Source organism: Dyadobacter sp. 32 (assembly GCF_902506755.1).
Taxonomy (GTDB): domain Bacteria; phylum Bacteroidota; class Bacteroidia; order Cytophagales; family Spirosomataceae; genus Dyadobacter.
Genome location: NZ_LR735258.1, coordinates 5,421,091 through 5,443,453, shown reverse-complemented (window position 1 = coordinate 5,443,453; position 22,363 = coordinate 5,421,091). Strand labels below are relative to the sequence as shown.

Sequence of the window (22,363 nt, the reverse complement as noted above, 5' to 3'; positions counted from 1 at the left end):
TCACAAAGCGCCTATTTTATCCATACAGCTCTCACAAACCGATCCTTACCATGAATATCGCGTAAGATCTCTACTTTTTTGTAGTTACGTTCATCAAATACCTTTTTGGTTTCCGAGCCAAAATGCTCATTGATCTCCACATAACATTTACCGCCGCTTTTCAGGTGATGAATGCCAAAGTCCGCAATGGCTTTGTAAAACAACAACGGATCGCTGTCTTCTACAAACAAGGCCTCGTGCGGTTCGAAACGCAATACATTCGGAAGCATGTGCTCCGCTTCGGAATAGGTTACGTAAGGCGGGTTACTTACGAGGCAATCGAATTGTATGATATTACCGGGCAACGGGAATGTCACGTCGAGCATATCCTGCTTTGCAAACTGCACATCGGCAATAAGTTGTCTGGCGTTTTCGCGGGCAACGGAAAGCGCTTCATCGGACACATCCCAGGCGTGGACAGATACATGTGGGAGAAATCGGGCGAGTACGATGGCAATGCAACCGCTCCCGGTCCCAATATCCAGAATTGATATTCCTTTTTCGGGCTCCGCGTAATCCCGGGTCACCATCCTTACCAGCTCTTCCGTTTCGGGCCGTGGTATCAATACCGAAGACGAAACCCTGAATTCCAACCCGCAAAATTCGGTGGAGCCGATAATGTGCTGAACGGGTTCATTGTTGTTAAGGCGTGCAATTATTGAATCCCAATCCGGCTGGGCAGATGTTTCTGCAATGGGTCTGTCAACCAACACATCGATATTTCTTAAACGCATATAATGTTCCAATAACATGAAACTGATTGCCTGCGCTTCTTTTTCCGGATACACTTTTATTCCACGAAGAATATATTGATATAGTTGACGTGCCGAAGTCATTATTTGGTTAAGTTTTATCTGAGATCGGAAAGTTAGCAAATTATAAGAACACCCGAAAGCTGAGTTTGAAAGGAGCTTTGTATTTTTGCCTTATGAGCAACGATGAGCAATGGATGGAGCGAGCTTTACAGCTTGCAGAATATGGCCGGGGGACCGTCAGCCCCAACCCCATGGTGGGTTGCGTGATTGTGAGTCAGGAAAAAATTATAGGCGAAGGTTGGCACCGCAATTATGGGGGCCCGCATGCTGAAGTACATGCCGTCGAAGATGCAGAAAAGCGAGGCAATGCACACCTGCTGCCGGAGTCAACGGTCTATGTTACGCTTGAGCCTTGCTCCCATACAGGCAAAACGCCACCCTGTGCAGATCTGCTCGTTCGTAAGCAAGTGAAACGCGTAGTCATTTGCAACGGAGACCCCCACCCGCTGGTAGCAGGTCGCGGTGTCAAAACACTCCAAAACGCAGGCATTGAGGTAATGTCTGATATTTTGGCCCCGATCGGACTGGAGTTAAATAAACGTTTTTTCACTCAAATAGGTAAACACAGGCCGTATATTATCCTGAAATGGGCGGAAACGGCCGATGGTTTCCTGACGGGCAAAACGGGTGAACAGATTAAGATCAGCGGCCCGCTCTCGAATATGCGCGTGCACAAATGGCGCGCCGAAGAGGACGCCATTATGGTTGGCTACAACACCGCTGCCAATGATAACCCAAAGCTGAACGTACGGCACTGGGAAGGAACAAACCCGGTGCGGATTGTGATGGACCGACACCTGCAATTACCCGAGACACTTCGTTTATTTGATCACAGTCAACAGACCATCGTGGTCAATTACCAGGAGGAAACCGAATCACCCGAATTTCCTGAGCGCTACACGGATGATAAAAAAATTGCCTATCTCAAGATACAAAACGGATCCGATGAACTGATCGAGCAACTTCGGCAACTTACCAAGCGTGGCATACAATCCGTATTGGTAGAAGGCGGATTGACCCTGCTAAGATCATTTATTGAAGCCGGCTTTTGGGATGAAATCCGAAGATGCCAGGGAAATATGGTCACCGGCGGCGGTGTTGCAGCCCCCTCATTTACCGGCATACTGACTGGCTCGGAAAAAGTGCAGGATGATCTATGGAGTTATTACGTACCGCATGGGGTCAACGGCTAACTATTTTTTATCCCCGATTTGTCAAAAGTAAGAACGAGGCACTGCTTTATGCTCGGGGCGGTGTTTTAAAATGATCGCGTGAATTGAAGGTTTACTAAATATTGTAAATCCTGAGAAATTTAACCTATTAAAAAAAGCACAATGACCACAATTGAAATTCAGACGAAAAAAAATTCTAAAAGGACTTGAAAAGGTTTATCAAAAGCTTTTGGAATTTAAGAAAACCCAAAAGGCGAATTGGTGGTTTTGCGTGAGAACAAAATTGTGAAAATTAATCCTGAATAAAAGCACAAAAGCAATTTGTCAAAATGGCCGGTTCAGGTCTAATTCAAAGGCAGTTCCTTGATATACTTTTGTACATAAAAATGACCATTTCTCCTTGCGTTTCCGCGCCCGAACGCCAATCCCTGTTGGTACTAAGCAACAATCTCCTTCTTAGCCACCATGTAGTACACCGGTATTCCCAACAGCACAATGATTAATCCGGGCCAGGTATATTCCGGTTTGAAAATGATCAGCAATGCACAAAAGGCAATACCCATGATGATGTAAAGAATAGGAAGAAAAGGATATCCAAACGCTTTGTAAGGCCGGGGCGCGTCGGGTCTCTTTTTACGGAGTATAAAAATTCCGGCAATGGTCAACATATAAAACACCACCACTACAAAAGAGATCATGTCCAGCAGGTTGCCATATTTCCCACTCAGGCTCCACAGACAGGCGATCACACACTGTATCCACAGTCCGAACTCAGGGACGGAATTTTTGTTCAGCACACCCACTTTTTTGAAGAAAAGGCCATCCTTCGCCATCGAATAATACACGCGCGCGCCAGACATGATCAAGCCGTTGTTACATCCAAAGGTGGAAATCATGATCATGACCGCAATGATGATCGTTCCTGCTCCACCAAAAATAACCTGTGAGGCTGTTACGGCCACCCTGTCTTTATCGGAGGCTGCTATGTCCTGCAGGGACAACACACCTGTGTAGGTGACGTTGATCAAAAGGTAAACGACCGTGACAATGATGGTCCCCAATGCCAGACTTAACCCAATATTTCGCTGCGGATTTTTAATTTCCCCCGCGATGAAAGTAACATTGTTCCAGGCGTCACTGCTAAAAATCGATCCGACCATGGATGCGGCAATGGCACCAAAGGCGGCAATGGTGGTATAGGTTTCGATACTGCCGTCTATGTTCAGCTTGTGCATATCCCAAATTGCCGATGCCTCCCAGTTGGCATTCCAGATTTCCGGTTTCATCAAAATAAGGCCGAAAACGATCAAGCCCAGCAGGCTGAGCAATTTGGTAAAAGTAAAGGTGGTTTGAATGATTTTACCACCATTGACCCCACGAGTATTTATAGACGTCAGCAGGATGATCAATACCAGTGACAGCAGCTGGGCTGGCGAAATTTTGAGAAAACCCAGGTCTATGGCCACCAGGTCTTCGCTAAACATGGGAAATAGGTAAGCAGTAAACTTGGCAAATGCCACGGCCACTGCTGCAATGGTGGCTGTTTGAATGACCGTAAAGAAACTCCATCCGTATAGAAAGCTGATCAGCGGATTGTAGGCTTCCTTCAGATAAACATACTGGCCACCTGCTTTGGGAAACATAGCACTCAGCTCGCCGTAACTGAGGGCAGCGGTGAGGGTCATAAAACCGGTAATCACCCACACAAACATCAGCCAGCCCACACTTCCAGTGTTTCGGGTGATGTCGGCACTTACAATGAATATTCCGGATCCGATCATACTGCCCGCCACAAGCATCGTGGCGTCAACAAGGCCTAATGAGGATTTAAAGGAAGTGTTTTCAGCAGTAGTTTCAACTGTAAAATCTTTTGGCATAAGTGGATCTGGGATTAATGCAAGCGCATTTGCAGCTGTAAGCTACAAACATTATTTGAAATCGTAAAACCCGCTTACTTTTTTGATCCAAACGAAAACCTCAATCAAAATGACTGCCTTTTTCACTAGACATTTCCGACTGTTTTCGCTGTAAGAATGATGCCGCCATTTAGTGCCCTTATGGTGTAATGGCCAGAATTTGCTCCACAGAGCCTTAGCTATACCGTTCAGGATCGTAAAGGCTTATGTCCGCAGAAAGTGAAGTCCGGTCCGCCAGCTCTGCCACAATCTTACCTGTGGCCGGTCCCAGGCTGAGTCCCATCATGCCATGCCCACCAGCCACAATGAGGTTTTTCAATTTTTTGCTATAACCTAAATACGGCAGCCCATCAGGAGAACAGGGTCTGAAACCAAACCATATCCGCTCTTTTGCCGGCAACCCGATCTGAAGCTCAGGATAATACTGAGGAATGGCGTTCACAATACCTTCCACCCTGTTCATATTAATTTGACCGTTTATTGCAGCGAGCTCCATAGTGCCACCGAACCGAACCTGTCCGTTCATGGGCGTTACTGCAACACGGGCCTCAATCAGCAAAGCCGGATGCTCAATCGGATTTTCAGCATTAGACTCCATAAAAGAATATCCTTTCCCTGGCATAACCGGAATAGAAAGCCCGGCCAGCTTAGCCAGCTGAGGCAACCAGGAACCGCCCGTCATGATGAATACATCCCCGTCAACCTTTCGATCTGCTGTTTCAACCGATTTTATCTCACCTGCCTGAATGTTATAGCCCGCGACCTCAGCGTTCAAAATTACCTCGGCACCATGGGATTTGATTTGGTTTAGCAATTGTGAAATCAGTGCAGAAGGATACAAGTGTGCATCACAATGATAGTGAACCGCACCCGCCACATCCAGCTTAATGCCCGGCTCTATGGCCTGAACCTGCGCTCGGGATAACATTTCTACGTCCAGTCCCAGCTTTTGCGCATCCTTTGCGACATGAATTTCTTCCTCACCGGCTCTTTCCGTTTTGTAGAGCATCAGTATGCCTTTCTTTTCAAAACCAAAATCGAAGCCGGCTTCTTTGGAAAGATCCTCGTACAATTGCTTGCTTAGCAAATGGTAATCTCTGAGGAAAGGGGCTGCAAGCTCCACATGGGCTTTGGTGGCACTTTTCATGAATTTCAGCCCCCAGGATATAAGCGAAAGATCCAGGGACGGTTTTACATAAAAAGGACTACGGCTATTGAACATCCATCGGATCCCTTTGGATATCATACCGGGAGCAGCAAGCGGAATAAAATGACTGGGGACAATCATGCCCGCATTGCCATGTGAGCAATTGTCTGATAAATCCCCTTTACCGATCAACGTAACCTTCCACCCGCTTTTCAGCAAGTAATAGGCCGAAGCCAATCCCATAATTCCCCCTCCGATAATGACTGCTTTACCTTTCATTTTTTGAGCTGTTAGCTATTTTTTGGCTGATAGCTTTAATGCCGATTTCGAAAAACTTTACTTACTGGTTATTTGTGTGGGCCGGCTTGGCAGAAGATTCACTATTCAACACTTTTCAGGGTTGTGGGCTCCGGTATTATCCTCCTTCCAGGGGTTAAAACCCCTGGTTATAGGGATTCAATCCTTTTCAGGGTTGCCTCATCAGGTTATAGTGTGTTGTCAATTCTGCGAGAAGCCTCTTAGTTATGGAGTACCATTGTTTGGAGAATCTAACCCTCCCCGGGGTACTAGGATTGCCAAGACCCAAGTCTGGAGTCACTAGCTAAGAGCCAACAGCAAACCTGTTTAAATACCATCTAACCTTTCGGCGTTTAAGTGATATCAATGCCCATAATGTAGCCCTCTTCGCTAAAAGCTAACAGCCAATAGCTTTTCACAAAACCTGAAACCCGTACGCGTAAGGATCTTCCTCATCGTCGATAAATATGGTGTTGTGGCCTGTAACCACGGCCCAGCCTTCTATGCCTGGAATAATCGCAGGTTTATCACCTATTGTAACCTCCTCTTCAACCGTGCCTGTGAATTTGGACCCAATGATACTCTCGTGAATAAACTGATCTCCCTTTTTGAGTTTGCCTTGCGCGTGCCATTGCGCCATCCGGGCGGAAGTACCTGTTCCACACGGGGAGCGGTCAATAGCCTTATCGCCATAAAAAACGGCGTTGCGAGCAGTTGAAGAAGGATCCAAAACCGCACCTGCCCACAAGAAATGACTTAATCCGTTGATATGCTCGTTTTCGGGATGCACAAAAGTATATTGCTCGTTCATCCGCTTCCGGCACACGCGGCTCCAGCTGATCAGTTGATCCGCTGTATAATTTTCAAGTCCGCCGAAATTTTTCTGAGGGTCAACGATGGCATAGAAATTACCGCCATAGGCCACATCTACTGTTAACAGGCCCAGATCCGGGCATTCAACCGTTAACTTTTCAGCAGCGAGAAACGATTTAATATTGATCAGTTTAACTGATACAACCTTCTTTCCTTCCTGTTTATATTCTACTAAAACCAATCCCGCCGGTGTTTCCAGCCTCAGTTTACCCGGAATTTTCGGCGTTACCAGTCCTTCTTCAATGGCGATGGTTACGGTCCCGATCGTCCCGTGTCCACACATGGGTAGGCAGCCGCTGGTTTCGATATACAACACACCTATGTCATTCGCGGGGTCGATGGGCGGATACAAAATGCTGCCACTCATCATATCATGCCCCCGTGGCTCAAACATCAGCCCCTTCCTGATCCAGTCGTACTCGTTCAGAAAATGAAGACGCCTTTCCATCATGCTGTTTCCCAGCAGCAATGGACCTCCCCCGGCCACCAGCCGCACCGGATTTCCACAAGTGTGGGCATCGATACAGAAAAAAGTCTTACGCATAAAACGGATATTGGTTTTCAGCGATGATGATTATTTGTATTTTGAGAGAAGTCAACTTTCCAAAAGTTGACTTCTCTAATTTTCACAAAACTGGATTACCTTACAATCAGCTTATTTCCCCTTTTGTCAATTCGTTATTTACGGTACGCCAGATACCCAGCGGATTACTGTTTTGCAACTCCACCGGCAAAAACGCATCGGGCCAGTTCTGAAAACTGATCGGACGTACAAAGCGCTTGATGGAGTCGGATCCAACCGAAGTAAACTGAACGTTGCTCGACGAAGGGAACGGGCCTCCGTGGTGCATGGATTTACACACCTCTACACCCGTGGGGAAATTATTGAATATGATGCGTCCACATTTGTTCTGAATGACCGCCAGCAACTCACTGTGTGCGGCCAGGTCCTCGTTGGTCGCCAGGAGTGTCGCGGTAAGTTGTCCATGCACTTTCTCGGTAACTGCCAGTAGCTCATCCGCATCCTTACATTTTACGATCAAAGCAAACGGACCAAATACCTCTTCCTGCAAAGCATCATTGATCAGAAAATCAACGCCCAGGGCAACAGCAACCGTTGCAGCACCACAGCCTTCAGCAGCCTCTGCCGAAGCCACGGCCGCAGTATCTACTCCGGACTGCCCAAGCAGCTTTTCCCGATTGGCCAGATAACTCTTTGCTATACCTCCATTGAGCATGGGCGCAGGAACGGCTTTAAGTATCTCCTCCTGAAACGCTTCAATAAACTGGTCCAGTTCGGGACCTTGCACACCAATAGCCAGACCTGGATTGGTACAGAACTGCCCTACACCCAATGTTAGTGAACCTACATATTGTTTGGCCAGTTCAGCTGCGGATGCTTTGAGTTTGCCAGGCATCAGGAAAACCGGGTTGATACTGCCCATTTCCGCATACACCGGAATAGGATCCGGACGCCTGTTTGCTACCTCAACCAGCGCCATACCACCTTTATTTGAACCTGTGAAACCAACCGCCTTTACAATGGGATGGCTTACCAGAAGCTGTGCTTCTTCATAGGTTTCACAAAATACATGTGAAAAAGTACCACTCGGGTAGTTACTTTTTTCAACGGCACGCGTGATTGCATCGGCCATGATCTGCGAGGTTTTGGGATGCCCGGGATGCGCCTTCACAATCACCGGACAGCCTGCGGCAATGGCACTTGCGGTATCCCCACCTGCGGTCGAAAATGCAAATGGAAAGTTGCTTGCACCAAAAACCGTAACCGGCCCAAGACCTACACTCGTTTTCCGGATATCTGGTTTTGGTGGCGTCCGCTCTGCATTTGCCGTATCAATACTCACGGATAGTGAATCTCCACGTTCCAGTGCATCGGCATAACTGCGCCACTGAAATATGGTACGTCCTTTTTCACCAACGAGGCGTCCCTCAGGAAGGTGTGATTCGTCCTGCGCGGTTGTAATCAATTCGGCACCTAATGCTTCTATTTCATCCGCCACAGTCCGCATCAAAGCCACTCTTTTGCTGATACCCAATTTTTCAATTGCTGCAAAAGCTTGCTGCGCCTGTTCTAAAATATTCTCAATTTCTTGTTTTGAACTCATTTTTTTTGATCTTTCTGATTACCTGTTTTATTGAACATTGCAATCGCACGCAAAGTGCTGCAATCATAAATAATACTGAAAAAGTAGCTAAACAGGCTCTTAAAATACGTCCATATTGAATTACCATTACAAGACCAAGCCGTGGACCTGGTATCTGAATCTTGCCAAATTTCCCCGCCGGTCAGCCAACAGAAACTCATGATGCCAGATTAAGGTAATCAGGCAAAGCGGGCTGGGTTTCGATAGCAGCCTGGATAACCGCCAAAACGCGCGCTCTTTCTTCTCCCTTTAGAACCATACGAGGAGCTCTTACATATTCGGAACCGATCCCCATCTGAGCAGCTGCCAGTTTGATATTCTGAACCAGTTTCGGATGAATATCCAGCTCAAGCAACGGCAAATACCACCGATAGATACTAAGCGCCTCCTGATACCGGCCCGCCTTCACAAGATTAAATATGGCAACAGTCTCTTTTGGAAAGGCATCCACCAGGCCGCCTACAACCCCATCAGCCCCTAGCATCACTTCCTCCATAATCAATGTGTCCACCCCGCAGAAAATCTTGAACCTGTCCCCGAAGCGATTAAACAAACGGGTTACATTGCTCACATCCCGTGTTGATTCCTTGATGGCATGAATATTCGGGATACTGGCAAGTTCTTCAAACATGGCCAGGGTTACCTCAATCTTGTAATCAACCGGATTGTTGTAGATCATCAAGGGCAAAGAAGTACTATTGGCAATAGCAGTAAAATAGGCTACTGTTTCGTCATCATCGGCTTTGTAACGCATCGGGGGTAATACCATCAGGCCGTTTGCTCCGATTACTTCTGCCTCCCTGGCAATCGCTACCGCCACAGCCGTGGATTGCTCTGCAATGCACAATACAACTGGCATGCTACCGGGAAGGATCCCTTTTGCAAACTTTACCAGGTCGTATTTTTCATCCGTTGTAAGCGTACTGGCTTCCCCCAGAGAGCCTGCCACGATCACACCCGAAATCCCGGCATCAACCTGTGCCTGCAGATTCTTGCCAAAAAGTGCAAAATCGATCGTGTCGTCAGCCTTGAAGGGTGTTACCAGTGCAGGAAAAATCCCCTGCCAAAGTTCCTTGTCCATATATTGAGTAATGTTAAATTAAAATGTCGTTTTGTGAACCAAAGGTAGCAATGAAGCGGAATCAAACCGCTCCGAAGGCAGTCAATTATGAGACGATTTTGGCAGCGAAAAAAAATAATTTAGCTATCAGGACCACCTCGTGTCGTACGCCATGGAAGTATCTATTCTTTATGCTCTACAAAAACCACCTGCGAACGATCAGCCTTTCTCACCTTCTTCAGGAAGTCAATCCAGGCGGGATAGTCGGAGGCCGCATATCGCCCGCCATTCAAAATGATTTTCCTTTGGGCCACCAGTTGATGGTTCTCAAAAGTGGTTTTGGTTTCAAAACTTCCAAAAATGGAAGTCAAACGCAAGGCTGGCAACCCACTTTCAAGTTTATATTTCTGGTGTATCTGGTAGGATATGGTGTCCACATCGGTGAATGCATAATCCGAAAAAGGAAGATAAAAATCTGTAGTTCTCTCACTGCTCTCGGGCAGCTCAAGTGGTCGTGTCAGTAAACTTGTTTTGACGAACAGGCGCGTACCTGTTTTGGTCGCACAGTTTCTGACATCCATATTCAGCTTTTCAATCATGCATGGTTCATTACCCTTTCCTTCGGTCAGCTCAAAATTTAAAAGATCCAGGCTGGGCAAATTGACATGGTCCGTCAGCCATTTCTTCTGCTCCTCCTTCGAATAACCAAGCATGAGCCCCTTCCTCGGTTCCAGCTGCAAGCCTGTGTACAGCGTCCTCACCTCGATTTGCCCATTCCCGGTTTCGTCCAGGTTCACCTTCGTTCGGCTCATCCGTGCATTCTGATGCGCCCCATAGCCGGGGGTTGAAACCAATTTGCCCCCTTGGGGCATGACAAGTAAAGCAGGCCGTCCACCTGTAAACGTACCCATAAAATTGGCTTCGCTGGTCTGACTGGTGCATTCCAGCCACATGGTATCCTTTGCCAAAACTGCACATGCAATGACGTGATTGAACTGGCTGCTAGGGAAATCCGCTTTAATTTTGGCTTCCTCCCCAGCCCGGATCAGCGCTGCATAACAAGTGATCCCTGCTTGCCTCAGGGCTGCCAGGGTAAAATTGGTGAGTGCTTTACAATCCCCGTACCCCTTGGCGGCAACGGTATTGGCGTCAATGGTTTGCCAGCCGCCAATTCCAAGCTGAATGCTCACATACCGTGACCTCGCCTGCATCCATTTGTATATCCGTAATACTTTTTCCCGATCTGATTTAGCATCTTTTATCAAACTTTGAATTTCAGCCACCGTGGCAGGCGGCAACGCATCCCGGTTGGCATTGAGGGTGTAATAAAACTTACTGAGATCTTCCCAGCTATTAAAATTCCCCTGATAATCCTGAATCTCAAAGTCAAACGGTGCGGTAATGACCATTGGCTTATAATCACCTGAATACAACGGATAACTATCTTCACGCGCAGCAGGCACCTTCTCCATGAGCCAGGTGTAAATATCATTGCCGTCCGCATCAGTCGTTTTTTGCACGGTCGAAACACCATTGTACTCTTTATATCTGAACTTAAACCCTGCCGGAGCTTTGATCTTATAAGTGGATTTCTCCACAGCCGTTTTCGAAGCCCGGAGCGGTGACCATGTTGGGTAGAACATCATGTTGCGTTCCCTGGTCTGATAACTAAACGCTATGGTGTACGGGTATGGGTAACTTTTTTTCCCGAAATCTGCCATTTTAAATCGATTATCGGTGATATTATCCCCGGAAACCGAATTGCCGTAATCTTTTATATCGGCGTTTTTCAGTTTTTTCAATTGATTTCCGGAGGCGTCGAATATACTTCCGCCTATGTCCATAATTCTGGTAAACTTATCGTAGCCCACCACGGGCTCATTGTACTCCTCTTCTCCCTTTTCATTTAAAATGGTGACCACATAATGGCGGGTCATGACCGCCTCTGCTTTGGATTTGATCTCGAAAAAAGTCTCGTCCGTTCTTAAAACAGCATTCGCTCCTTCCATTAGCTTTGGATCGATACTTGACACACCATAGGCGCTCTGCGCAGAAGCTGGAGGAATGGCCGACACCAAAATACAGGCCAGCAGAAATATAAAGTTGAAACAGGCTTTCATATCATTCATGGAGTATCAATTCGCTTTTTTCTTAATGACAAGCGGCTGCGCATGTTTTTGGACAACGCGTTCAAAAAACTCCCGCAGTGCTCCGTATTCCTCCGGAATGAACATCAGCTTATTCACAGCCATGGAACTGTTCACCTGGATCACATTACCGGTTTGCTTTACCTGATATAGAAACCTTCCCCCTTTTTCAGGCAGTGTTATGATCTCCGCCTTCGGGATCTCTTCCAGGTAATAGCCCTCGGGTAGTTTGTAATTACCGATGAAGGAAGATGTAAAGCCTGTTGCCAGATCCAGTGGGAAAATGCGTTCCGGCGATTTTAATGGATTTTCATTCATACGCCCCGCCAGAATCGGATTGAAATAAAAAACGCCGGGCACTACATTTTCATCTTCAATTTCAAATGCACACTTTACTCCGACCACGGCATCCAGCTTTTCTACTTTATTAGAAACAGCAAGTTTATCAATTTTCCAGTCAGTAAATCTTTTTTTAAATGCATCCAGGTAAACCTGCTCAGGTTCCATCGCATAGGTCTCACGCCAATCCAGTGCATCGTAGCCACCATACGAGGCGCTGTACGTACCCTTCAAAGTTCCTTCATCGGGTATTAGTTCCGCATCGATCAATTCCAGTTTCGACTTGAACTCCCGTGGTTTTAATGGGATGAAATAGCCCTTCCCTTTTCTGGGAATCACACGACCCAGACTATTGAGGGCGTGCTCGGGCAGCATGCCCGGTTTGGCAAATGCCTGCGATGCATCGAGCAAATATTCATTGCCTCCGATTTTAACCCGGACAACGACATAATTAAAAGATTCCAGCGAAGGAATGTGCTCCAATACCCGACCATGCGCCCTGGTACTCAAGACCACAGGTTCACATGGTATGTCCAGCTCGCGGAGCAGATTGATCAGGAGCATGTTTATTTGCGCAGCGCTACCCTTCTTGTTTTCAAAAGCCTTTTTAATACCGCCATCATACCCTAATCCGGCGGTTCCATCCCATTTCATATTTGCCTGAAGATAGGCATAGGCCAGATGCATCTTTTGCGTTGAATCCCTTGCTTTTTTGGAAAACTCCTCTTTTAACTCTTTCGTGAATACATTTTTTCTTAACTCTGCCCCAAACCATGCGGCCTCCACAAGTGTCTCATCTACCTGATCCCAGGTTTGAGAAAAATGCCTGATCGGCTCTCCCGGGATGGATATGCTTTGAAGCTCGAAACTAATCTTGGACAGGTAGTCGTCCGGAGTGGTTATAAATGGCTCTTTATTAAATGCCGGTGCATCCTTGAGTACAAACCGGTAACTTAGTCCGGGTCCATCAAACTTCGAATGACCCATCCTTACATTCACCCTCTCGTTATCATTAATGGAAAGCGTAAGGTAGCCACCCATGGTCATCTTATAATCTAGAAAATGCGGAATGACTATTTTGTATTCACTCCATTTCACGGGGATAGAAGTCTGGAAGTTCCATGTTGAAGGCTTAATCCGCGCCATAAGCGGCGAATTCAACATGTAGGAGTACTCAATAACAGAGCCCTTTTTGGCATGAGGCAGGTTGATCTTTTGTGTACGGTAATCTTCCGACAATTTCTCAGTTTGAATGGTCTTGTTATCCAGCTTCGTCGTTACTATCCGGTTATCCACCATATTGTGCGTATAACCTTCCATGTCGCTAATGAACTCACTCTTCGAGGCCGTGGTGGCATTAATGTATTTGAGGCTTATCGACGCCCTGTCCAGGGCCGATTCCTTGAGAATTTTGATTCTCACCCAACGTTGCGTGGTCATCATAAAACCTTTGTGGTCATCATAATGAAACTTAACTTCTGCAAAGTCGTACAAAACCACCGCATCTGCTGTGCTGTCACCAGGATAAGCATCCATTACAAGGGCTTCGCGCTCGACAAAACCCAGCTTGGGCTTGTAGTCGTCCTGGGCAGGGCTGTAAGATGTGGCAAAAAATAGGATGAACAAGGTAATCGGGAGCCTTCTCCCGATGGGTACAGAGATGAATTTGTGGAAAAGCATATTGTATCAAGAGGGTAAGTTTTTACATAGTTGCACGTATTATTTTAATTTACAAAAAAATTATTTTAGCCAAAATTCCAATTAATTATTATTCAATGACTTACATAGTATTTTTAACGTATAGTATACTGGAATGCATGCCTGGCGTGATCCTGGCTCTAGGAATGGTTAGGCAGTATTCTTAGTTTGGATAAATGTTCAATTCCTGTTTTAAACAGATTTTAATGCATATTTTTGAAAATAAAAGTGGCGTGCCTACGCCATTAAAATTCCTGAACACCTAAAATCAAACATTAACTATTCATTATGTCATCTTCTCAAAATGAAAAATCAATCCGCGTTCTTGTTGTAGGCTGCGGAAACATGGGCGCTTCACATGCAACGGCTTATCAACTGATCGACGGGTTTGAAATTTGCGGAATTGTTTCCACTGGAAAAAGCAAGGAAGTATTAAATGAAAAACTTGGAGGGGGTTATCCGCTGTTTTCTGATTTTGAATCTGCCCTGAAAGAGACCAAACCAGACGCCGTGTGCATATCTACTTACCCTGATACCCATGAAGAATTTGCGATCAAATCCTTCGAAGCAGGTGCGCATGTGTTTATTGAAAAACCCATTGCCGCTACCGTCGCCGGGGCAAAAAATGTGAGGGATGCCGCCAATAAAGCGGGTAAAAAACTGGTAGTTGGCTACATTTTGAGGCACCATCCGTCCTGGGAACGATTCGTTGAAGAAGCTCAGAACCTGGGCAAACCGCTTGTAATGCGTATGAACCTGAATCAGCAAAGTCACGGCTACATGTGGGGCGTGCATAAAAACCTGATGAACAGTCTCAGCCCGATCGTCGATTGCGGTGTCCATTACATAGATGTGATGTGCCAGATGACCCGCTCCAAACCCTTACGTGTAAACGCAATCGGAGCGCGACTTACCGAAGAGATCCCTGCGGGCAATTACAACTACGGGCAGCTACAGATCTGGTTCGAAGATGGATCCGTGGGGTGGTACGAAGCCGGATGGGGACCGATGATCAGCGAAACAGCATTTTTTGTAAAGGATGTCATTGGGCCGAAGGGCTCCGTTTCCATCGTTGCCAAAGATGCAGGTGGTGCCGGAAAATCATCCTCCATAGAAGCGCACACGAAAACCGAATCCATACGCATCCATCATGCCGCCTTGAATGACAAGGACGAATTTGCAAACGAAGATACCTGGATCAACCTTACGGACGAGCCTGATCATCAGGAGTTATGTAACCGAGAGCAACGTTATTTCCTAAAAGCCATCACCGAAGATGTTGATCTTACTGATCACATGCAGGACGCCGTGACTAGTCTGCAGATCGCTTTCGCCTGCGACGAATCCGTACGTACCGGCAGGACGGTGGACCTGGATTAAGGCCTCACTTCATTTGCGTATAAATGGGCTATCCTGCGGGGTGGCCTTTTTCTTTTTACGTCCCGCCGGGGAGCTACAAATCACGTATTCTGATTCCTGTCATATTATCTAAAAATTAACAATACACCGTTGTAACCGATTTTTGCAAGCTGTTTCATTATTTCAAACGTTTGCATTAAGTTCTTAAGGAATTTCTTAAAGTTGCATTCGAATATTAATTTATTTTGTTCTAATATTGCCATTACTTCGCAGGAATAGCAGAAGACTTCCTTGACCCTTTAATAAGTAACCCGACACCAATTTTCAATTTTCAGATCTCGAAAATTTCGTTACTCTATTTCTACAACCAAAAACCAATTGTGTTATACCAATAATAAATAGAATTAATAGTTAATTTAATCTTAACCACGTTATGCCAATGAAATAGAACCGCTTACGATTGAACCATTCTAATATCCCGTCACAATGGCGGATAACCTACTTTACCTAAATTTTAATACATGAAAACAAACGTTACTCTAACGGGTGCGCTCCGATCCAGGAACGCACTGTCAAAGTTTATGCCCCTGCTGCTGGTAACAGTACTCACCGTCAGCGCCGATGCCAGTGTGCTGGCCTCAAACGTAAAAACTGCAAGCGTTAAGATAGCAGACAGACCTATTAAAGGACGTGTAACCGACAAAGCCAACAACGAAGGCCTCCCAGGTGTGAACGTTGTAGTTAAAGGCACAAGCATAGGAACCGTAACAGATGAAAAAGGGAACTATACCCTTGAGGTAGCCGGAAACTCCTCAGTTCTGGTATTCAGCTTTGTAGGCTATTTGAGCCAGGAAATTGAAGTGGGAAATCGCTCCACGCTGGATGTGGCAATAGAATCCGACACCAAAGCACTGAGTGAAGTGGTCGTGATCGGTTATGGTACTGCCAGGAAATCGGATTTGACAGGTTCGGTTGGCTCTGTGAAGGAACAGGAACTGAAAGAGCGGCCTTCTCCCTCACTTAACCAGGCTTTACAGGGAAAAGTCTCCGGGGTACAGGTTAACGTGAACTCCGGTCGTCCGGGTGGTCGTGGTAATGTCCGGATTCGTGGTTTCAGCTCTATCAACTCGTCCAACAACCCGCTTTATGTGGTGGATGGCGTCATGTTGCCACAGGGAAACCAGAACCAGCAAAGCCAGGCAATCGACTACATCAACCCGAACGATATTGTATCGGTTGAGGTTTTGAAAGATGCTTCTTCGACTGCAATCTATGGTGCCAGAGGTGCCAATGGCGTTATTCTGGTAACCACGAAAAAAGGGAAAGCCGGCGAAGGTCAGATTACCTATAATCTGGACCTGAGTGTGCCTACTGCCGGACCAAAAAGAGCCGACGTACTGAACGCCCAGCAGTATATGGACGTAGAAGACCTTTCTTATAAAAACATGGCGATTTATGATCCAGCCGGATGGGCTGCGGGAAGTTATGCATCGCACAACCCGCAAATACGCCGTGCAGCCCTACAGGCCAAATACCCTGAGGTTTTCACAGTTCGGCCAGACGGAACTTTCGCGCCCAATTATGACACAGACTGGTTCAGAGAAGCCACTCAGAATACTTTATCACAGAATCATCAATTGGGTTTCAGCGGTGGCAACACGAAGACTACTTATGCTTTGTCCCTTAACTATCGGGATGATCAGGGATTGCTCAAAACTTCTTTCCTGAAACGTTATTCAACCCGTTTCAGCATCGACGATCAGGTGAAAAAATGGCTGAAGATCGGTGCTACCCTGAGCTACAATTATCAAAGCGAAAACCTGGTAGATATCAACGATGCTGTTCCACGTCAGATGGTGGAGGATTTTCCTTTTCTTCCTGTAAAATATAAGGACGGCACCTATGCCAACAACAGGGACCTTCCAGGTGCAGAAGGTGCATTTAGCTCCGTACACCGGTTGATGGGACGTAAATATATACAAAACACCCAGACTACACTCGGTAGCCTGTTCTCCAATATTACCCTGGCTCCGGGCCTTGAAATGCGTTCTGTACTGGGTATCAACGTACTTAGTCGCGAAATAAACCAGTCTGAAACACGTACGCTACGCATTGGTGAATCCGGTACTGCAAGTAAGAATAACCGTAAGGAGCTTTTTTGGTCTTTCGAAAATTACCTGACCTACAACAAAACTTTTAACGGTATTCACGCGATCAATGCATTGCTTGGTATCTCCTGGCAGGAAACCAATATCGAGACCACCGACGCCAGTGTCCGTAACTTTTCTACGGATTATTTCAGTTACAACAACCTTGGGGCGGGTGCTACCCTGCCAGCTGTGGGTTCAGGCGCATCACGTTTCGCGTTCAACTCCTACTTTGGTCGTGTGAACTACACCCTGAAAGACAAATACCTTTTCACTGTAACCGGCCGGGCTGATGGATCCTCTAAATTTGGAGAAAACCACAAGTTTGCATTTTTCCCATCTGCTGCCCTTGCATGGAAAGTTTCTGACGAAGAATTCCTGAAAGCCAATTCACTGATCTCCAACTTGAAATTAAGGACAAGCTATGGCTTAACAGGTAACTCTGAAATACCTTCATACTCCTCACTCTCCCTGCTTAGCTCAGGATATGCTACCGTTTATGGCGATACAAGGGTTGGCGGAACTGGTGTCAACAGGCTTGCTAACCCGGATTTGAGATGGGAAAAAACAGCACAGAGCGATGTAGGTCTTGAGATTAGCTTCCTGAAAGGCAGAATCTCACTTGAAGCAGATTACTATTACAGAAAAACCACTGACATGCTTCTGGATGCGCCCGTTCCACGTACAAGTGGCTATGGCACCATCCGTAAGAACGTTGGCTCCATGGAAAACAAGGGCGTTGAGCTGGCCTTGAATACGACGAACATGGAAAGAGGAAACTTTAGCTGGAATACTACCTTCAACATTTCCTTCAACAGAAATAAAGTATTATCTCTTGCTACACCTTCTGATATCTTCAACGTGGGTGGACCAGGTATCACCAACCCCACCAGCGTGATCCGGATCGGACAACCTGCGGGTGCTTTCTGGGGACTTACCCGACTGGGAACATGGAGTGAGGCAGAAAGAGACGAGGCTGCCCAATTCACTACCTACCGTGGTGCGTTCAGAATGTTGCCAGGTGACATCAAGTACAAAGACTTTAACGGTGACAAAGCCATTACCGACGCGGATCGCACCATCATAGGAAACGGCAGTCCAAAAGGCTGGGGTACACTTGCCAACACCATTCGTTATGGCAATTTTGATCTGACCCTTGACCTTCAGTTCTCCTATGGCAATGACGTGATGGACATGAACCTGCACGCTAGTGAGGACCGTGTTTCCCTGGCCAACAGCTATACAACGGTATTGAATGGCTGGACTCCGACCAATCAAAATACGCCAATCGCTCAGTTGCGTGACACCAAGGCTGGCTATGTAACCAACGTAGACACGCGCTGGATTTTTGACGGATCCTTTCTTCGCGGCAGAAACCTTTTGCTGGGATACAATTTCCCATCGGAACTTGTGAGCAAGATCAAGTTGAGCAAATTGAGAGTGTATGTTTCGGCTCAGAACTTCTTTTTGTTAACCCCATATCCTTTCGGCGATCCTGAAATGACACCTATTCGCGGTGGAGATGGAGACAACGTGTTTTCACAAGGTATGATCTGGCATGGGTATCCTAAACCATCCACTTACCTGGCTGGTTTACAGATCGCGTTTTAATGAACAAATCGTTATATAAAATAGATTTAATATGAAGTTATATCATTTGAAAAATATAGGAAAAGTGCTCCTTTGCGGTGCTATACTGCTTGGCCCAACGAGCTGCTCCGACTTTCTGGATGAAAAAGATCCAGCGAATCTTACGCCCGAGAGCTTCTACACCATACCTGATCATGCCGAAGCTGCCATCGCGGCGACTTATGCAGACTTACGCTTTTACGGAAATGGTGCAGGTATCTTCTCCGCCAACTGGCAGATGCTGGAGGCCGTAACCGGAACAGCATCTACTCAAACGGGCCAGAATTCGGATCTCAACAACCTTTATTCCCTCACCTATGATGGGAATACCGGGCATGTTGTAAACTGGTGGAATGGTTTGTATCGCTTAATCGCTAATGCAAACCTCGCTCTGGACAAAATTCCGACCATCGAATTCAAATCACCGGCAACCGAGGCACAGAAAACCAAGTTGCTTGGTGAGGCATCCTTTCTGCGCGCCCTTGGGTACTTTTATGCAGTTAGGCTATGGGGAGATGTTCCTGTGGTTACCAAACCGCAAACTGCTACATCCGAAGATTTCTTTGCAACACGCGCTCCTCAGGAGGAAGTTTATAAACTGATCATTGAAGATCTGCAAAGAGCAGAATCGGCGGGCCTTCCTTTGACCGACGTGAATGGTCGTGCAACACAAATGGCGGTTAAAGCCTTGCTCTCTAAAGTATACCTGACCATGGCTGGATTCCCGCTGAGCAAAGGTGCAGCCTACTACAAGCTCGCTGCGGACAAAGCATTTGAGGTCATTACCTATGCGAAGGCAAATCCAACTTTGCTCAATCTTTTCCCAACCTACAAGGAACTCCGCCAGGAAAACCTTAAAAACAGGGTGGAACATATGTTCCAGATTCAGTACAATGCATCTGCCGCTGGTGTTGGTGGCTTCCCCTTGAATGATTTCTTTCCTAACTTCAAGGCTGTTACCTTTAATGGACCGGGTGGAACGGGTAGTACCGTGCCAACGCTTTCGTTCTACAATTCTTATGAGGCGGGTGATTTACGCACCAAAAACCAGGAGGGCTGGTTCTACACCTCATACTATACAAATGGTACCGGGGCTGAATTCAGCCTGGATGCTCCTTATGTATTCAAGTATTTTAACGTTGCTGCATTGGGTGGACCCGGTATTACGCCTACCAAATTGAATAACCTGAATGTAAACCTGATCCGATATGCCGAGGTGTTGTTGATCTATGCAGAAGCCCAGAATGAAGTAGGCGGACCAAATCAGGAGGCCTACGATGCTTACAAAAAGATCCGTGACCGTGCCAAACTCACCACACCTGCTTTGGGTACATTTTCAGCAGCAACATTCCGCGAAGCTGTCTGGAGAGAGCGCTGGTACGAATTTGCCTACGAAGGCATAACGTGGTTTGATATGGTTCGCCTCCGTAAGGTTTTCAACGAAACCAACAAAACATTTGACAACTTCGAAGGCCACGTGAACCTGAACATCAGTACAGGTGCCACCCTAAAAGCGAAACATTTGCTGTTCCCACTTGGTGTACAGGAAATGCTTAACAACCCGGGCTTAAAGACCCAAAATCCTGGATATTAATCTAAACTAAATAGTTACCTAAAAGGCCGCCCGGGATTCCGGGTGGCCTTTTTGTTTTTTAAACGAGTTGTGATCCACATTACCATTATCGAGGATAAAAAAGGGTTCCAGGTACTAAAAAGAAGAGGAGTTTTTGATCGCTATGGCCTGGTGATTTTGAAAGTTGTTTACTGGTGTTAACTTTTCAAACAATATGCCTGGGAAGGGAAAAATCCCTTATCTTATGGCGCAATTTCGGCAGGAGTTAGTACAAATAGACAAATATTTTGGATTCAGGCCTTTCAAGAGGCTCAAGGTGGAGGCCATCAAAACCAGCTCGTTAAAGTAAACAAAATATGAACCCAAAAAACTGGATAGTCGTAATAGATACTTTAATTCTAGGGATTCTCGGCTGGTACCTTATGTTGCGGCCGACATACAAATTAACCCATTATCAGTTAAAGTTCTGTGGAGAGGTGCATTTAACTCAAATCGAATATTCGAACATTAAAGAGCGCGGGGTAGCTTTTGTTTATGGAAAACATACCGAAGAGTCCATACCTCAAAATTGTATCATCGATAAAAATATGAGTGGATTTGACTCCGTCTTGGAGGCCGTGTTTACTTGCAATAATAAGGGTGATATTTTCTTGAATTATAACACAGGTTATTACATAATTCAGGGAAAGGTTGATAAGATTATTGAAAATAGAGTAAAAGCAACCGAATTTGATGAATTGAAGAGCAATTCAAACAACTTGTACATAATTCTTGAATAAATCAAGTTGGTAATTATTGGTAATTTTGATTGGATCTTGACTTCAAATTTCGAACGACATGGATAATAAATAAATTTTAGCACTATGTCAATGCTAAAAAGTTTGTGGCGCAGATTCAGGTTTCAAGTGCAATCGTGTAATTTAGAGCGAATTGACTTGGGGATAAATAACCTAGTGTTTTTCGAGGTCTTTGATTTAATTGATCTTCAATCCAGCCGTGTCGACGGTGCGATTACGTCCGTTTTTTAACAATACTAATCGGACAGGTTTTTGGGATATACTGCCTGATTAGGTCATTGATGTGCTCATTTAACCCCGTTGTTCAGAGTTTCTTCCCAAACTTCGAACGCAGATACAATACCGTCTATGACGGTCTTAAAGGACCCGCCCTAAACTTGAACTGTCAAGCGATCAAAGCCAATTCTTCGCTCCTTAGTGCCCGCTCAAGAAACTCAAAATCACTGCTTCACCCTTATAAAACATCCAGGGTCACACCCTAATACATTGTTTTCATCATACAGAAACTGTGTTATAAAAAAATGAACCCTAAAGTATACAATTTTGCCCCCAGGTAAAAGTTGGTGAAGGGAAGTGGATCAGGTAGGATCCTGTTAATCCTGAAATCCTGTCTTAACCCCTTGAAACAACAGGCGAATAAGAAGTGTGAAATCTCAAAATCACTGCTAAGCCTCACTAATCTGCTTCCGAAGCACCTCAATACCCGTTTTGCTCTCTTGGTCGAAATCCGTGTATGCGAAGCACTCAATAGATAAGCCTCCTTAGTGTTAACGCTATTTCCAAAGGACATTTGCTTACTTATGTTTGTAGCTTGGTTTCGGGCAGAAGAGCATCTGACCTTTCATTTCACAATGGCGGTGCGCCAGAACTTTACATCATGCTTAGAACATTTTAAACAATGAAGCGAGCCCCTCATATGCAACCCTGCAAAAAGCCATCCATCCGTTCCGCCGGGAAAATTTCAGCAAAAACCTCGTCTATTTTCCGACATCCAGGCTCCCCTACCACTTACGCTGGTACGATAATTAAAGCATGCTAAGCCACATGGATGACCATAAATTTTGCGCTCTGCTTAAATCCTTACTAAATTTAACTTCAACAACAGGACGTGGCTGAGACGAATGATGAGAGACTATTTTCACAATAAACTTCGAATACCGAAATATGTAGCGTTAACGACGGCATGCCTT

At 45.9% G+C, this 22,363-nt stretch carries 13 protein-coding genes; 5 read left to right on the top strand and 8 right to left on the bottom strand.

Annotated elements, in window-relative coordinates:
• Positions 1–11 precede the first annotated feature (11 nt).
• Positions 12–875, bottom strand: a complete 864-nt coding sequence (prmC, locus tag DYADSP32_RS22215) for a peptide chain release factor N(5)-glutamine methyltransferase (RefSeq protein ID WP_149240704.1) — start codon at positions 873–875, stop codon at positions 12–14.
• Between the two features lie 92 nt (positions 876–967).
• On the opposite strand from prmC, the gene ribD reads away from it, so the two are divergent.
• Complete coding sequence (ribD, locus tag DYADSP32_RS22210) at positions 968–2,047, top strand: bifunctional diaminohydroxyphosphoribosylaminopyrimidine deaminase/5-amino-6-(5-phosphoribosylamino)uracil reductase RibD (protein WP_149240705.1); 1,080 nt, start codon at positions 968–970, stop codon at positions 2,045–2,047.
• A 416-nt stretch (positions 2,048–2,463) separates the two neighbouring features.
• Here ribD and DYADSP32_RS22205 read toward each other — a convergent pair whose 3' ends face one another.
• The 7 genes from DYADSP32_RS22205 to DYADSP32_RS22175 all read right to left on the bottom strand — a co-directional run bounded on the left by DYADSP32_RS22205 (position 2,464) and on the right by DYADSP32_RS22175 (position 13,650).
• Positions 2,464–3,903 (bottom strand): amino acid permease, encoded by a 1,440-nt coding sequence (locus DYADSP32_RS22205; protein WP_149240706.1) that lies wholly within the window; start codon positions 3,901–3,903, stop codon positions 2,464–2,466.
• A 214-nt stretch (positions 3,904–4,117) separates the two neighbouring features.
• Complete coding sequence (locus tag DYADSP32_RS22200; RefSeq protein ID WP_149240707.1) at positions 4,118–5,368, bottom strand: FAD-dependent oxidoreductase; 1,251 nt, start codon at positions 5,366–5,368, stop codon at positions 4,118–4,120.
• A gap of 433 nt (positions 5,369–5,801) precedes the next feature.
• A complete protein-coding gene (locus tag DYADSP32_RS22195; RefSeq protein WP_149240708.1) occupies positions 5,802–6,803 on the bottom strand; it encodes a 4-hydroxyproline epimerase in 1,002 nt (333 codons plus the stop codon).
• A 106-nt stretch (positions 6,804–6,909) separates the two neighbouring features.
• Positions 6,910–8,385, bottom strand: coding sequence for an aldehyde dehydrogenase (NADP(+)) (locus DYADSP32_RS22190; protein WP_149240709.1), 1,476 nt, complete (start codon positions 8,383–8,385; stop codon positions 6,910–6,912).
• Between the two features lie 196 nt (positions 8,386–8,581).
• Positions 8,582–9,505, bottom strand: a complete 924-nt coding sequence (locus tag DYADSP32_RS22185; RefSeq protein ID WP_149240710.1) for a dihydrodipicolinate synthase family protein — start codon at positions 9,503–9,505, stop codon at positions 8,582–8,584.
• 161 nt (positions 9,506–9,666) lie between these two features.
• A complete protein-coding gene (locus DYADSP32_RS22180) occupies positions 9,667–11,604 on the bottom strand; it encodes a DUF3857 domain-containing transglutaminase family protein (RefSeq protein ID WP_414617974.1) in 1,938 nt (645 codons plus the stop codon).
• A 15-nt stretch (positions 11,605–11,619) separates the two neighbouring features.
• Positions 11,620–13,650 carry a DUF3857 domain-containing protein gene (locus DYADSP32_RS22175; RefSeq protein ID WP_149240712.1) on the bottom strand — a complete coding sequence of 677 codons (2,031 nt, stop codon included), beginning with the start codon at positions 13,648–13,650 and terminating at the stop codon, positions 11,620–11,622.
• A 306-nt stretch (positions 13,651–13,956) separates the two neighbouring features.
• On the opposite strand from DYADSP32_RS22175, the gene DYADSP32_RS22170 reads away from it, so the two are divergent.
• The 4 genes from DYADSP32_RS22170 to DYADSP32_RS22155 all read left to right on the top strand — a co-directional run bounded on the left by DYADSP32_RS22170 (position 13,957) and on the right by DYADSP32_RS22155 (position 21,155).
• Positions 13,957–15,048 (top strand): Gfo/Idh/MocA family protein, encoded by a 1,092-nt coding sequence (locus tag DYADSP32_RS22170; RefSeq protein WP_149240713.1) that lies wholly within the window; start codon positions 13,957–13,959, stop codon positions 15,046–15,048.
• A gap of 560 nt (positions 15,049–15,608) precedes the next feature.
• Positions 15,609–18,785, top strand: coding sequence for a SusC/RagA family TonB-linked outer membrane protein (locus DYADSP32_RS22165; protein ID WP_149244720.1), 3,177 nt, complete (start codon positions 15,609–15,611; stop codon positions 18,783–18,785).
• A 31-nt stretch (positions 18,786–18,816) separates the two neighbouring features.
• Positions 18,817–20,397, top strand: coding sequence for a RagB/SusD family nutrient uptake outer membrane protein (locus tag DYADSP32_RS22160; RefSeq protein ID WP_149240714.1), 1,581 nt, complete (start codon positions 18,817–18,819; stop codon positions 20,395–20,397).
• A 335-nt stretch (positions 20,398–20,732) separates the two neighbouring features.
• Positions 20,733–21,155 carry a hypothetical protein gene (locus DYADSP32_RS22155; RefSeq protein ID WP_149240715.1) on the top strand — a complete coding sequence of 141 codons (423 nt, stop codon included), beginning with the start codon at positions 20,733–20,735 and terminating at the stop codon, positions 21,153–21,155.
• The last annotated feature ends 1,208 nt before the right edge of the window (positions 21,156–22,363 follow it).